General features: G+C 65.6%; 23 protein-coding genes. All 23 read left to right on the top strand.

Annotation, left to right across the window (positions count from 1 at the left end):
• The first annotated feature begins 8 nt into the window (after positions 1-8).
• The 23 genes from rpsJ to BKA25_RS24120 all read left to right on the top strand — a co-directional run bounded on the left by rpsJ (position 9) and on the right by BKA25_RS24120 (position 13064).
• The gene (gene rpsJ / locus BKA25_RS24230; protein WP_016698486.1) at positions 9-314 is read left to right on the top strand and encodes a 30S ribosomal protein S10; all 306 of its coding nucleotides are present in this window, start codon (positions 9-11) and stop codon (positions 312-314) included.
• 34 nt (positions 315-348) lie between these two features.
• Positions 349-999 (top strand): 50S ribosomal protein L3, encoded by a 651-nt coding sequence (gene rplC, locus BKA25_RS24225; RefSeq protein ID WP_069846384.1) that lies wholly within the window; start codon positions 349-351, stop codon positions 997-999.
• Positions 999-1709, top strand: a complete 711-nt coding sequence (rplD, locus tag BKA25_RS24220; RefSeq protein ID WP_069846386.1) for a 50S ribosomal protein L4 — start codon at positions 999-1001, stop codon at positions 1707-1709. Before rplC ends, rplD begins: the two co-directional genes overlap by 1 nt.
• Positions 1706-2005 carry a 50S ribosomal protein L23 gene (gene rplW / locus BKA25_RS24215; protein ID WP_069846387.1) on the top strand — a complete coding sequence of 100 codons (300 nt, stop codon included), beginning with the start codon at positions 1706-1708 and terminating at the stop codon, positions 2003-2005. The genes rplD and rplW overlap by 4 nt, the downstream gene beginning before the upstream one ends.
• Before the next feature lie 45 nt (positions 2006-2050).
• Complete coding sequence (gene rplB / locus BKA25_RS24210; RefSeq protein ID WP_069846389.1) at positions 2051-2884, top strand: 50S ribosomal protein L2; 834 nt, start codon at positions 2051-2053, stop codon at positions 2882-2884.
• An 18-nt stretch (positions 2885-2902) separates the two neighbouring features.
• Entirely contained in the window at positions 2903-3184 is a 282-nt protein-coding gene (gene rpsS / locus BKA25_RS24205) for a 30S ribosomal protein S19 (protein WP_069846391.1), read from the top strand.
• A gap of 52 nt (positions 3185-3236) precedes the next feature.
• On the top strand, positions 3237-3671 hold the full coding sequence (gene rplV / locus BKA25_RS24200; protein WP_069846392.1) for a 50S ribosomal protein L22: 435 nt from the start codon (positions 3237-3239) through the stop codon (positions 3669-3671).
• Positions 3671-4498 carry a 30S ribosomal protein S3 gene (gene rpsC / locus BKA25_RS24195; protein ID WP_069846394.1) on the top strand — a complete coding sequence of 276 codons (828 nt, stop codon included), beginning with the start codon at positions 3671-3673 and terminating at the stop codon, positions 4496-4498. The genes rplV and rpsC overlap by 1 nt, the downstream gene beginning before the upstream one ends.
• A gap of 3 nt (positions 4499-4501) precedes the next feature.
• On the top strand, positions 4502-4921 hold the full coding sequence (gene rplP / locus BKA25_RS24190; RefSeq protein ID WP_069846396.1) for a 50S ribosomal protein L16: 420 nt from the start codon (positions 4502-4504) through the stop codon (positions 4919-4921).
• Positions 4921-5175, top strand: a complete 255-nt coding sequence (gene rpmC, locus BKA25_RS24185) for a 50S ribosomal protein L29 (protein WP_069846398.1) — start codon at positions 4921-4923, stop codon at positions 5173-5175. Before rplP ends, rpmC begins: the two co-directional genes overlap by 1 nt.
• Positions 5172-5450 (top strand): 30S ribosomal protein S17, encoded by a 279-nt coding sequence (gene rpsQ, locus BKA25_RS24180; RefSeq protein WP_069846399.1) that lies wholly within the window; start codon positions 5172-5174, stop codon positions 5448-5450. The genes rpmC and rpsQ overlap by 4 nt, the downstream gene beginning before the upstream one ends.
• A 226-nt stretch (positions 5451-5676) precedes the next feature.
• Positions 5677-6045 carry a 50S ribosomal protein L14 gene (rplN, locus tag BKA25_RS24175; protein WP_069846401.1) on the top strand — a complete coding sequence of 123 codons (369 nt, stop codon included), beginning with the start codon at positions 5677-5679 and terminating at the stop codon, positions 6043-6045.
• A 2-nt stretch (positions 6046-6047) separates the two neighbouring features.
• The gene (rplX, locus tag BKA25_RS24170; protein WP_069846403.1) at positions 6048-6362 is read left to right on the top strand and encodes a 50S ribosomal protein L24; all 315 of its coding nucleotides are present in this window, start codon (positions 6048-6050) and stop codon (positions 6360-6362) included.
• Between the two features lie 2 nt (positions 6363-6364).
• Positions 6365-6940, top strand: coding sequence for a 50S ribosomal protein L5 (rplE, locus tag BKA25_RS24165; protein WP_069846404.1), 576 nt, complete (start codon positions 6365-6367; stop codon positions 6938-6940).
• A 21-nt stretch (positions 6941-6961) separates the two neighbouring features.
• The gene (locus BKA25_RS24160) at positions 6962-7147 is read left to right on the top strand and encodes a type Z 30S ribosomal protein S14 (protein WP_084642464.1); all 186 of its coding nucleotides are present in this window, start codon (positions 6962-6964) and stop codon (positions 7145-7147) included.
• 110 nt (positions 7148-7257) lie between these two features.
• Entirely contained in the window at positions 7258-7656 is a 399-nt protein-coding gene (rpsH, locus tag BKA25_RS24155; protein WP_069846406.1) for a 30S ribosomal protein S8, read from the top strand.
• 16 nt (positions 7657-7672) lie between these two features.
• On the top strand, positions 7673-8212 hold the full coding sequence (gene rplF, locus BKA25_RS24150; protein ID WP_069846407.1) for a 50S ribosomal protein L6: 540 nt from the start codon (positions 7673-7675) through the stop codon (positions 8210-8212).
• 2 nt (positions 8213-8214) lie between these two features.
• The gene (gene rplR / locus BKA25_RS24145; protein ID WP_069846409.1) at positions 8215-8625 is read left to right on the top strand and encodes a 50S ribosomal protein L18; all 411 of its coding nucleotides are present in this window, start codon (positions 8215-8217) and stop codon (positions 8623-8625) included.
• 40 nt (positions 8626-8665) lie between these two features.
• On the top strand, positions 8666-9271 hold the full coding sequence (gene rpsE, locus BKA25_RS24140) for a 30S ribosomal protein S5 (RefSeq protein ID WP_069846410.1): 606 nt from the start codon (positions 8666-8668) through the stop codon (positions 9269-9271).
• A gap of 4 nt (positions 9272-9275) precedes the next feature.
• The gene (gene rpmD, locus BKA25_RS24135) at positions 9276-9458 is read left to right on the top strand and encodes a 50S ribosomal protein L30 (RefSeq protein ID WP_069846412.1); all 183 of its coding nucleotides are present in this window, start codon (positions 9276-9278) and stop codon (positions 9456-9458) included.
• Positions 9459-9462: 4 nt separating this feature from the next.
• Positions 9463-9906 carry a 50S ribosomal protein L15 gene (gene rplO / locus BKA25_RS24130; protein ID WP_069846413.1) on the top strand — a complete coding sequence of 148 codons (444 nt, stop codon included), beginning with the start codon at positions 9463-9465 and terminating at the stop codon, positions 9904-9906.
• A 1290-nt stretch (positions 9907-11196) separates the two neighbouring features.
• Complete coding sequence (gene secY, locus BKA25_RS24125; RefSeq protein ID WP_069846415.1) at positions 11197-12504, top strand: preprotein translocase subunit SecY; 1308 nt, start codon at positions 11197-11199, stop codon at positions 12502-12504.
• Positions 12504-13064, top strand: a complete 561-nt coding sequence (locus BKA25_RS24120) for an adenylate kinase (RefSeq protein WP_069846417.1) — start codon at positions 12504-12506, stop codon at positions 13062-13064. Before secY ends, BKA25_RS24120 begins: the two co-directional genes overlap by 1 nt.
• Positions 13065-13069: the final 5 nt, after the last annotated feature.

Below are 13069 nucleotides of genomic sequence, written 5' to 3'. Positions count from 1 at the left end.
AAGCCACTATGGCGGGACAGAAGATCCGCATCCGGCTCAAGGCCTACGACCACGAGGCGATCGACGCGTCCGCGCGCAAGATCGTCGAGACCGTGACGCGCACCGGCGCTCGGGTCGTCGGACCTGTGCCGCTGCCCACCGAGAAGAACGTGTACTGCGTCATCCGCTCGCCGCACAAGTACAAGGATTCGCGCGAGCACTTCGAGATGCGCACGCACAAGCGTCTGATCGACATTCTCGACCCGTCGCCGAAGACGGTGGACGCGCTGATGCGCATCGACCTGCCGGCCAGTGTCGACGTCAACATTCAGTGATTCGGGCGCTAGAGCGGCGGAGATAACGAGACCCATGTCTGACAGGCAGATCAAGGGGATCCTGGGAACCAAGCTTGGTATGACCCAGGTCTTCGACGAGAACAACCGGATCGTACCGGTCACGGTCGTTAAGGCCGATCCGAACGTGGTCACCCAGATCCGGACCGACGAGAAGGACGGCTATTCAGCCGTTCAACTGGCCTACGGCGCCATCGACCCTCGCAAGGTCAACAAGCCCGAGACCGGCCACTTCAATAAGGCGACGGTGACGCCTCGCAGGCACCTGGTGGAGCTGCGCAGCAGCAACGCGGGCGACTACGAGGTCGGCCAGGAGGTGACGGCCGACGTGTTCGATCAGGGCACGCTGGTCGACGTCGTGGCCACGAGCAAGGGTAAGGGCACCGCTGGTGTCATGAAGCGGCACGGCTTCGCAGGTCTGAGCGCCAGCCACGGTACTCAGCGCAAGCACCGCTCGCCCGGCTCCATCGGCGGCTGCGCCACCCCCGGACGCGTCTTCAAGGGCGTTCGGATGGCCGGTCGGATGGGCCACGTGCGCGTCACCACGCAGAACCTGACCGTGCACCGGGTCGACCTGGAAGCCGGACTCATCCTGCTCAAGGGTGCTGTTCCCGGCCCGAAGGGTGGACTCGTGCTGGTCAAGAGCGCTGCTAAGGGCGGTGTCTGATGAGCGCGAACGTTGAGATCAAGACCCCGGACGGCAAGGCCGACGGCAGCATCGAGCTGCCCGCCGACGTCTTCGACGTCCAGGCGAACGTGTCCTTGATGCACCAGGTCGTGGTCGCTCAGCAGGCGGCTGCTCGGCAGGGTACGCACGACACCAAGACCCGCGGCGAGGTTCGCGGTGGTGGGCGTAAGCCTTACCGCCAGAAGGGCACCGGCCGCGCCCGTCAGGGTTCGGTTCGTGCGCCGCAGTTCGTCGGTGGTGGCGTCGTGCACGGCCCGACGCCCCGCGACTACACGCAGCGGACGCCCAAGAAGATGAAGGCCGCCGCGCTGCGCGGTGCGCTGTCCGACCGGGCCCGTGAGGGACAGATTCACGTCGTCACCTCGCTGGTGGATGGCGAGAAGCCGTCGACCAAGTTCGCCCGGCAGGCACTGCGCACCATCACCGAGGCCCGTCGCGTGCTGGTCGTTCTCGACCGCGACGACGTGCTGGCGTGGCAGAGCCTGCGCAACCTTCCCGACGTGCACCTGATCGCTCCCGACCAGCTCAACACGTACGACGTGCTGGTCAACGACGACCTGGTGTTCACGAAGGCGGCCATGGAGAGGTTCCTCTCCGGTTCGGTCCGGCGGGCTGGCAAGGCCTCCGCACGGTCCGGCGAGATCGCCGACGCTACCGAGTCCAACTCAGATGGGGAGGCTGGGAAGTGATCCCCGACCCTCGCGACATCTTGGTTGCTCCGGTCGTCTCCGAGAAGAGCTACGGCCTTCTCGAGGACAAGAAGTACACCTTCGTGGTGGTGCCGGACGCCAACAAGACGCAGATCAAGATCGCCGTCGAGCAGGTCTTCGGCGTGAAGGTCGCGAGCGTGAACACGCTCAACCGTCAGGGTAAGCGCAAGCGCACCCGCACCGGGTACGGCAAGCGCAAGGACACCAAGCGGGCGATCGTGACCTTGCACCCGGAGAGCAAGCCGATCGAGATCTTCGGCGGTCCGGCCGCGTGACGCGGTCAGACCGAACCGGACTGAACGACTGAGGACTGCACAGACATGGGCATCCGCAAGTACAAGCCGACGACACCGGGTCGTCGTGGTGCCAGCGTGGCCGACTTCGCCGAGATCACTCGGTCGACGCCGGAGAAGTCGCTGGTCCGTCCGCTGCACGGCCGAGGCGGCCGTAACGCGCACGGCAAGATCACGACCCGGCACAAGGGTGGTGGCCACAAGCGCGCCTACCGTCTGATCGACTTCCGTCGGTCGGACAAGGACGGCGTGCCTGCCAAGGTCGCGCACATCGAGTACGACCCGAACCGCACCGCCCGCATCGCGCTGCTGCACTACGCAGACGGCGAGAAGCGTTACATCATCGCGCCTGAGAAGACGCGACAGGGCGATGCGATCGAGAGCGGTCCCCGGGCTGACATCAAGCCGGGTAACAACCTGCCGCTGCGCAACATCCCGACCGGCACCGTGGTGCACGCGATCGAGCTCCGGCCCGGTGGCGGAGCCAAGATCGCTCGGTCGGCGGGTGCCAGCGTGCAGCTGGTGGCCAAGGACGGGCCCTACGCCCAGCTCCGGATGCCGTCCGGTGAGATCCGCAACGTGGACGTGCGCTGTCGCGCCACGGTCGGTGAGGTCGGCAACTCCGAGCAGGCGAACATCAACTGGGGCAAGGCTGGCCGGATGCGGTGGAAGGGCAAGCGCCCGACCGTCCGTGGTGTCGCCATGAACCCGGTCGACCACCCGCACGGTGGTGGTGAGGGTAAGACGTCCGGTGGTCGTCACCCGGTTAACCCGGCTGGTAAGCCCGAGGGCCGTACCCGCCGTCGTAAGGCAAGTGACTCGCTCATCGTGCGCCGACGCCGTACCGGCAAGAAGCGCTGAGCAGGGAGGGAGTGAAGGATGCCACGCAGCCTGAAGAAGGGCCCGTTCGTCGACGACCACCTGCTCAAGAAGGTGGACGTACTGAACGAGTCTGGCAAGAAGACGGTGATCAAGACTTGGTCCCGGCGCTCGACCATTATTCCGGACATGCTCGGGCACACGTTCGCTGTGCACGACGGTCGCAAGCACGTCCCGGTGTTCGTCTCCGAGGCGATGGTGGGTCACAAGTTGGGCGAGTTCGCCCCGACCCGCACCTTCAAGGGTCACGTCAAGGAAGACCGCAGGTCTCGCCGCCGCTGACGCGGGCATCGACGCGAGAATCACGGACTAGCAAGAGCAAGGGGAAACAGCGATGAACGCCCGAAACGACGCTGTGGCGCCGGAGGAAGGCGCGGAAACGCCGTCGCGCGCCGTGGCGCGGGCCCGCTATGTCCGCGCCACGCCGATGAAGGTGCGCCGCGTGGTCGATCTCGTCAGGGGCCGTCACGCTCAGGAGGCCCTGGCCGTGCTCCGGTTCGCGCCGCAATCTGCCAGCGAGCCGGTGGAGAAGGTGCTTGCCAGCGCCATCGCCAACGCCGAGAACAACCTCGACCTCGATCCGGAGACGCTCTGGATCAGCAGCATTTTCGTGGACGAGGGGCCGACACTCAAGCGCATCCGGCCGCGGGCTCAGGGCCGCGCGTACCGGGTCCGCAAGCGGACCAGCCACATCACCGTCGAGGTCGAGTCCCGGCCGCAGGCCACGGGCCGGGCTCGCAAGTCCAGCGTGAAGGGAAGTGCCCGGTAGTGGGTCAGAAAATCAACCCGCACGGCTTCCGGCTGGGGATCACCACCGACTGGAAGTCCCGCTGGTACGCCGACAAGCAGTACGCCGAGTATGTGTCGGAGGATGTCAAGATCCGCCGAATGCTCTCCAAGGGCATGGAGCGGGCAGGCATCTCCAAGGTGGAGATCGAGCGCACCCGGGACCGGGTTCGCGTCGACATCCACACCGCTCGTCCCGGCATCGTGATCGGCCGCCGAGGCGCGGAGGCCGACCGGATCCGCGGTGAGCTCGAGAAGCTCACCAAGAAGCAGATCCAGCTCAACATCCTCGAGGTCAAGGGCTCCGAGGCCGACTCGCAGCTCGTGGCGCAGAACGTCGCGGAGCAGCTCTCCAACCGCGTGTCCTTCCGTCGCGCGATGCGTAAGGCGATGCAGTCGTCGATGCGCTCGCCGCAGGTCAAGGGCATTCGGGTGCAGGTCAGCGGCCGCCTCGGCGGTGCTGAGATGTCGCGCTCGGAGTTCTACCGCGAGGGTCGCGTCCCGCTGCACACGCTGCGGGCCGACATCGACTACGGATTCTTCGAGGCCAAGACGACCTTCGGTCGGATCGGCGTGAAGGTCTGGATCTACAAGGGTGAGCTGGTCGGTGGCCTGAAGGCCCGCGAGGCTGCGGCTGCCGAGGCTCGGGCCCCGCGTCGGGACCGCGCGGACCGGCCGGACCGGTCGAACCGTCGTCGCTCCGGTGCCTCTGGCACGACCGCAGCGGGCACCGAGGCCGGGCGCGCCGCGGCCGAGGCCGTGACTGCGGAGAAGACGACGGCTGCGGCCGGCGAGAAGACGGAGGGCTGACAAGTGCTCATCCCGCGTAAGGTCAAGTTCCGTAAGCAGCACCGTCCCGACCGGGGCGGCGCCGCCAAGGGCGGGACGCGGGTCACCTTCGGTGAGTACGGGATCCAGGCTCTGGAGCCCGCGTACGTCACCAACAGGCAGATCGAGTCGGCTCGTATCGCCATCAACCGCCACATCCGTCGTGGTGGCAAGGTCTGGATCAACATCTTCCCGGACCGTCCGCTGACCAAGAAGCCTGCTGAGACCCGGATGGGTTCCGGTAAGGGTTCGCCGGAGCAGTGGATCTCCAACGTGAAGCCCGGTCGGGTGCTGTTCGAGATGACTTACCCGAACGAGACCGTGGCCCGTGAGGCACTGCTTCGCGCGATCCACAAGCTTCCGATGAAGTGCCGCATCGTGACACGTGAGGGTGGTGAGTTCTGATGGCAGCGGTCAGCACCGCAGCCGAGCTGCGTGAGCTCACCGAGAGCGAGCTCGTGCAGCGTCTTCGGGAAGCCAAGGAGGAGCTGTTCAACCTCCGATTCCAGATGGCCACCGGGCAGCTGGAGAACAACCGTCGGCTGCGTGTCGTGCGGCATGACATCGCCAGGATCTACACCGTGATGCGTGAGCGCGAGCTGGGCTTGTCCGTCTCGCCGGACCAGGCGGACGCGACCACGAGTGAAGGTGCGGCATGAGCGAGAACGAGCAGAAGACCGAGACGCGGAACAACCGCAAGGTTCGCGAGGGTTACGTCGTCTCGGACAAGATGGACAAGACGGTCGTCGTGCAGTTGGAAGACCGTAAGAAGCACTCGCTGTACGGCAAGGTTCTGCGCAGCACCACCAAGGTCAAGGTGCACGACGAGCAGAACGCCGCAGGCGTGGGCGACCGGGTCCTGCTGATGGAGACCCGACCGCTGTCGGCAACGAAGCGCTGGCGGCTCGTCGAGATCCTCGAGAAGGCCAGGTAATACCCTGTCCCAGGCCCGTGCCACCGGCGCGGGATCGAGGACAGTCGCAACGAGTTAGGCTACGGCGCTTCGGCAGGGTGGTCGCCTGCCGAAGCCGAGCCCGGTGAAACGGGTTCGGTAGCGTCGGGTCTGGGCCGTCGGCTTGGACCGACCACTACAAGCCACTACAACGACCGCGCCCGTCGGGTCGGAAATCCGGCGGGCAATACGCAGGTCAGGAGTTGACGTGATTCAGCAGGAGTCGCGGCTCCGCGTCGCTGACAACACCGGAGCCAAGGAAATCTTGTGCATCCGCGTGTTGGGCGGCTCGGGGCGGCGGTACGCGGGTATCGGCGACGTGATCGTCGCGACCGTGAAGGAAGCGATCCCGGGCGCCAATGTCAAGCGTGGTGACGTGATCAAGGCCGTCATCGTGCGCACCGTGAAGGAGCGCCGTCGTCCGGACGGTTCCTACATCCGGTTCGACGAGAACGCCGCAGTGATCATCAAGGCCGACAACGAGCCGCGCGGTACGCGCATCTTCGGCCCGGTCGGTCGTGAGCTGCGTGACAAGAGGTTCATGAAGATCATCTCGTTGGCTCCGGAGGTGCTCTGATCATGAAGGTGCACAAGGGCGACACTGTCGTGGTCATCGCAGGCAAGGACAAGGGCGCGAAGGGCAAGGTCATCAAGGCCTACCCGCAGACGTCGCGGATCCTGGTCGAGGGTGTGAACCGCATCAAGAAGCACACCAAGATCAGCCGCACCCAGCGTGGCGCGCAGTCCGGTGGCATCGTGACCCAGGAAGCGCCGATCCACGTCAGCAACGTTCAGGTGGTGGACTCGGACGGTACTCCGACCAGGGTCGGCTACCGGACCGATGAGGACGGGCGTCGGGTTCGCATCTCGCGCCGCAACGGTAAGGACATCTGATCATGACGACTGCTGAGAAGATCGTCCCCCGACTGAAGCTCCGTTACCGCGAGGAGATCGTCGCCGCCCTGCGCGAGCAGTTCGACTACTCGAACGTGATGCAGGTTCCCGGCATCGTCAAGGTCGTCGTGAACATGGGCGTCGGAGACGCTGCCAGGGACGGCAAGCTGATCGAGCCCGCAGTCCGCGACCTCGCGACGATCACCGGCCAGCGCCCCGAGGTTCGGCGCGCCCGCAAGTCCATCGCGCAGTTCAAGCTGCGTGAGGGGATGCCGATCGGCGCCAGGGCGACGCTGCGCGGCGACCGGATGTGGGAGTTCATGGACCGGCTGCTGACCATCGCGCTGCCGCGTATCCGTGACTTCCGCGGCCTGTCGGACCGCCAGTTCGACGGCAACGGCAACTACACCTTCGGGCTGAGCGAGCAGTCGATGTTCCACGAGATCGACCCCGACTCGATCGACCGCCCCAGGGGTATGGACATCACGGTCGTCACCACCGCGATCAACGACGAGGAGGGGCGGGCGCTGCTGCGGCACCTCGGTTTTCCCTTCAAGTCCGCCGACAGCGGACGATGAGGATAAGGACGAGGAGAACCGATGGCTAAGAAGTCGCTGGTTGCCAAGGCAGCACGCAAGCCGAAGTTCGCGGTGCGGGCTTACACCCGTTGCCAGCGTTGCGGTCGCCCGCACTCGGTGTTTCGCAAGTTCGGTCTCTGCCGGGTGTGCCTTCGCGAGATGGCCCACGCGGGCGAGCTCCCGGGCGTTCGCAAGTCCAGCTGGTGATCGGACGCCTTCTCGGCGTTCGACAGGCACCAGCACACTGACCGTTCCAGTTCGCTCCAGGCCCGGCCACCCGGCCGGGAACCAGGGCGAGAAAGGTTGACCAGGTCACCATGACCATGACCGACCCGATCGCAGACTTCTTGACTCGTCTGCGTAACGCCAACTCGGCATATCACGACGAGGTCGTGTTGCCGCACTCCAAGCTCAAGGCGAACATCGCCGAGATCCTCAAGCGCGAGGGCTACATCTCGGGGCACCGCGTCGAGCAGGGTGAGAAGTGCCAGAACCTGGTCGTCGAGCTGAAGTACGGCCCGAACCGCGAGCGCAGCATCGCGGGTCTGCGGCGCGTGTCCAAGCCCGGTCTTCGGGTCTACGCCAAGTCGACCAACCTGCCCAAGGTGTTGGGCGGTCTCGGAGTGGCGATCATCTCCTCCTCCGGCGGTCTGGTGACCGACCGGCAGGCAGGCAAGCAGGGCGTGGGCGGGGAAGTCCTCGCCTACGTCTGGTGAGAAAGGGGGTATCGGAATGTCGCGCATCGGAAAACTGCCGGTAACCGTGCCCTCCGGCGTCGAGGTCACTCTCGATGGCCGCTTGGTGACGGTCAAGGGGCCCAAGGGCACCCTGTCGCACACCCTTGCCGAGCCGATCAGCGCTGAGCGCTCGGAGGACGGCGCGGTTGTGGTGAAGCGCCCCGACGACGAGCGGAAGAGCCGTGCACTGCACGGGTTGAGCCGCACGCTGGTCAACAACCTGATCATCGGCGTCAGCCAGGGCTACGAGAAGAAGCTCGAGATCCACGGCGTTGGTTACCGTGTGGTGCTGAAGGGCGGCGAGCTCGAGTTCGCCCTCGGCTACAGCCACCCGGTGAAGATCACGCCGCCGGAGGGCATCAGCTTCGCGGTCGAGAGCCCGACCAAGTTCTCGGTCCAGGGCATCGACAAGCAGCGGGTTGGCGAGGTTGCTGCCAACATTCGGAAGCTGCGCAAGCCCGACCCGTACAAGGGTAAGGGCGTGCGGTACGCGGGTGAGGTCATCCGCCGCAAGGTCGGAAAGACGGGTAAGTGAGCATGAGCGAGAGCACTGCAACCACCGTTGCCAAGCGCAAGCCCGTTGGCAAGGACGTCTCCACGGTGCGTCGGGTGGCCAGGGCGCGCAGGCACTTCCGTATCCGGAAGAAGGTCGCGGGCACTGCCGAGCGTCCTCGTCTCGCCGTCACTCGGTCCTCGCGGCACATGGTCGCCCAGGTGATCGACGACCTGGCCGGCGTGACGCTGGCTTCGGCGTCGACGCTGGAAGCCGACGTCCGAGCGCTGGACGGCGACAAGAAGGCCCGTGCGGCCAAGGTCGGCGCGTTGGTCGCCGACCGGGCCAAGAGCGCGGGCATCCAGGGTGTCGTCTTCGACCGCGGTGGCCACGAGTACCACGGCCGCATCGCCGCACTCGCTGAGGCGGCGCGCGAGGCGGGGCTGGAGTTCTGACAGATATGCAGAAGATCAAGTGGAACGAGAGGGCCGTCTGATGCCAGGACGCACACGTCGTGAGGGTGGTGGCGAGCGCGGCGAGCGCCGCGACCGCCGGGACGGTGGCCGCGGCGGGGCGGCTCCAGAGAAAACCCCGCACATCGAGCGCGTTGTCGCGATCAACCGTGTCGCGAAGGTCGTCAAGGGTGGTCGTCGGTTCAGCTTCACCGCCCTGGTAGTCGTCGGTGACGGCGACGGCCTGGTCGGCGTCGGCTACGGCAAGGCCAAGGAGGTGCCTGCCGCGATCGCCAAGGGTGTGGAAGAGGCGAAGAAGAACTTCTTCCGTGTTCCCCGGATCGCGGGCACCATCACTCACCCCATCCAGGGTGAGAAGGCCGCAGGCGTGGTCATGCTTCGGCCGGCCAGCCCCGGTACCGGTGTTATCGCCGGTGGCCCGGTGCGTGCCGTGCTGGAGTGCGCCGGAGTTCACGACGTGCTGAGCAAGTCGCTGGGTAGCGACAACGCCATCAACGTCGTGCACGCCACGGTGGCCGCGCTCAAGGGTCTGCAGCGTCCGGAGGAGGTGGCTGCCCGTCGCGGCCTGCCGCTCGAGGACGTCGCTCCCGCTCGTATGCTGCGGGCTCGTGCCGGACAGGGGGTGTGAGGCGATGGCTCAGCTCAAGGTGACCCAGCTTCGCAGCCGCATCGGCGTCAAGCAGAACCAGCGGGACTCGCTGCGCACCCTCGGGCTGCGCAAGATCCGCCAGGAAGTCGTGCGCGAGGACACTCCCCAGGTTCGCGGATTGATCCACACCGTGCGTCACCTGGTGAAGGTCGAAGAGGTGAACTGACGTTATGGCCATCAAGATTCACCACCTGCGGCCTGCCCCGGGATCCAAGACCGCGAAGACCCGTGTCGGTCGCGGTGAGGGTTCCAAGGGCAAGACCGCTGGTCGTGGTACCAAGGGCACGAAGGCCCGGAGCAATGTGAAGGCCGGTTTCGAGGGTGGCCAGCTGCCCTTGCAGATGCGGCTGCCTAAGCTCAAGGGCTTCAAGAACCGGTTCCGCGTCGAGTACCAGCCCGTCAACATCGGTGATCTGGCTCGGCTGTTCCCCGAGGGTGGCACCATCGGCATCGCCGAGATGGTCGCCGCGGGTGCGGTCCGGAAGAACCAGTTGGTCAAGGTGCTGGGCAACGGCGACCTCGGCGACGTGAAGTTGAACGTCACCGCGAGCGCCTTCTCCGGCAGCGCGATCGAGAAGATCACGGCGGCCGGTGGGACCACCACCACCGCCTGATCGGCAACAGACAACCCTGAAGCGGCCCGCAGGTTCTCCCTGCGGGCCGCTTTGGTTCTCACGGGCTTCCCTGGCCGCCTGCGGCCCACAGCCGGTTCGGCCGGGTGCTTCGCCTTCTTAGGGTCTGGTCGAGCGAGGTTCCGATCACGGTGGGGCTTCCGGGACGCCCATCGATACGCTGTCCGGATGCCGACGCGGCGGACCGGGCGTGGTGCCGCTGATTGTCCGAGTTCCCCATGGCCCGATGGCATTTGGTCGACGGCCGCCGGGTTATTCGATTCGAGTGAGAAGATTCGACGCTCGACGTCCGCAAAGAGAGTGGCGAATAACCCGGACACCGGATGCGAGGCGGTGAATTAGCGGCCGCCGGGGTCGTTAATGGCGTAGGGCTCCGATGATCGACAGCGTCGTTCCGTTCGTCATCGACCACGTTCCTCGGCACGGGTGTGGGGCGGACACGTGTAGGTCGACGCGGCTACCAGCGATGCTGCCGCGCGTTCTGGAAGCTGTCAGGTGTCCGAGGTGCGTCGATCCCGATCATGCTCGATCTCGTCGGGGATCGTGCCAGCAGAGATCGGGCGCGGTGCGAGGAACGGCGGCGCCGTTTACGCCAGACCCGGCGATTGGATCTTTATCCCGGTCGTGAGCTTCGTGCAGATAAACAGGGCTGCTCGGCCGTTCCACGATCGATCGGGCCGACTCGGAATTGATCGGACTCGATCGTCTTGTCACGTCGGTCCTCTTGTTCGATCGGCCCGTCGGCCGCAGGAGGAGCAGAGTCCAGCCTCGGAGACCTCTCCGGTCGATTCGCCGCAGACCCTCGCCGTCGGTCCGATGGGCGAGGAGCCGGATGCCCGACGGCGATCACTCGAAGGGGCGAAATATGGTGCTGCGGTCGGGAAGCTGTCCGCCCCGCAGCACGACATACCCCGCCTTGGGTGTCCGATGGGGATTCGGCCTGTTCGTAGAGCCCATGTCCGGCTGCCGCATGATCTTCGAGGCGCGGTCCTTGCGCCGATTGCGTGCCTGAGTGCCGTCGCTTGACCGCCTTCCGGTGCTGGCATTCGGCGGTTGACACGCCGATGCGGGGCAGCCGAACAGCTGATCATCTCGCAATACTCGCGCGCACCTTGTGGGGCATGACCACCCTGCTGTTAGAGTCGGCACACGCTTCGTGCCTGAATGCACGCAGTGTTCCTGGCCTGCGCGCCAGGCCCGTGTACTGCCGGCACCGTGCCGGCCTATGCCGATCGTCGGAATGAGAACCCGACGACGCCGAGGAGGTCACGCGTGCTCAGCGCCTTCCGCTCGGCTCTCACTACGCCGGACTTGCGCCGCAAGATTCTGTTCACTCTCGGAATCGTGGTGATCTACCGGCTGGGGGCGAACGTTCCGTCGCCAGGGGTCTCCTCCTCGAACATCCAGGAGTGCCTCAGGCTGGCCGAACAGGGCGAGAACCAGAACCTTTACTCCTTGCTCAACCTGTTCAGCGGCGGCGCTCTGCTGCAGCTGTCGGTCTTCGCGCTGGGCATCATGCCGTTCATCACCGCGAGCATCATCGTTCAGCTCCTCGGTGTTGTGATCCCGCGCTTCGAGCAACTCCGCAAGGAGGGTCAGGCGGGGCAGGCGAAGCTTCAGCAGTACACCCGCTACCTGACCATCGCCTTCGCGGTCCTGCAGGCCACCACCGTCGTCGCGCTTGCTCGCTCCGGCGCCCTCTTCCAGGGCTGTAACGAGCGGGTCATCCCCGATGACTCGATCTTCAGCCTCATCGTGGTCGTCGTGGTGATGACCGCAGGCGCCACGCTGTTGATGTGGATGGGTGAGCTGGTCACCGAGCGCGGTATCGGCAACGGTATGTCGCTGCTGATCTTCGCCTCCATCGCGGCCCGGATCCCGGCCGAGGGTGGCAACATCCTGCAGTCCGCAGGTGGCGTCGTCTTCGCCGTCGTCTGTGTGTTCGCGCTGGCCATCATCGTGGCGGTCTGTTTCGTCGAGCAGGCGCAGCGCCGTATCCCGGTGCAGTACGCCAAGCGCATGATCGGTCGCCGGATGTACGGCGGCACCTCGACCTATCTGCCGCTGAAGGTCAACCAGGCCGGCGTCATCCCGGTCATCTTCGGTTCGTCGCTGCTCTACCTGCCGCAGCTGCTCTCGCAGCTCTCCGGCGAGGACAACTGGTGGCGACGTTTCGTCGACGAGTACCTGGTGCCTCAGTCGAGCTGGGTGCACATCACGCTGTTCTTCCTGTTGATCATCTTCTTCACGTACTTCTACGTGTCGATCACGTTCAACCCGGATGAGCGCGCCGACGACATGAAGAAGTACGGCGGATTCGTTCCAGGAATCCGACCGGGCAAGCCGACCGCCGAGTACCTGGGCCGTGTTCTGTCCAGGATCACATTGCCCGGCTCGCTTTACTTGGGCATCGTGGCGGTGCTGCCCAACTTCTTCCTGAGTATCACCGGCGACGGGAACAACCAGAACTTCCCGTTCGGTGGTACTGCAGTGCTGATCATGGTCGGCGTGGGTCTCGATACTGTGAAGCAGATCGAGAACCAGCTCATGCAGCACAATTACGAAGGGTTCCTCAAGTAGTGCGACTGGTTCTTGTTGGCCCGCCTGGCGCGGGCAAGGGCACGCAGGCCGCTGTGCTGAGTGCGACGTTGGGCATCCCTCATGTCTCCACCGGCGAGTTGTTCCGTGCCAACATCGACAATCGGACGCCATTGGGGACCGAGGCCAAGCGTTACCTGGACGAAGGGTCCTTGGTCCCCGACGAGGTCACCAACGAGATGGTGCGCCAGCGGCTGAGCGAGCCGGATGCGGCCAACGGCTTCCTGCTCGACGGCTTCCCGAGGACCATCGGGCAGGCCGACGTGCTGGCCGGAATCCTCAAGGATCAGGACGAGCAGGGCCTGGACGCCGTGCTCGAGTTCAAGATCCCCGAGGACGAGGTCGTCACCCGGATGCTGGCCCGCGGGCGCGCCGACGACACCGAGACGGTGATCCGCAAGCGGCTGGACGTGTACCACACCAGCACCGAACCGCTTTTGGACTACTACCGGGACCGGCTGATCGTGATCGACGCGTTCGGTTCGGTCGATGAGATCTCGGAACGTGCGCTCGTGGCGTTGCGCGCGAAGCAGGACGGCTGAGTTCC

Source organism: Actinoalloteichus hymeniacidonis, from assembly GCF_014203365.1.
GTDB classification, from domain to species: Bacteria; Actinomycetota; Actinomycetes; order Mycobacteriales; family Pseudonocardiaceae; genus Actinoalloteichus_A; species Actinoalloteichus_A hymeniacidonis.
This window is presented reverse-complemented; position numbering and strand designations above follow the sequence as displayed.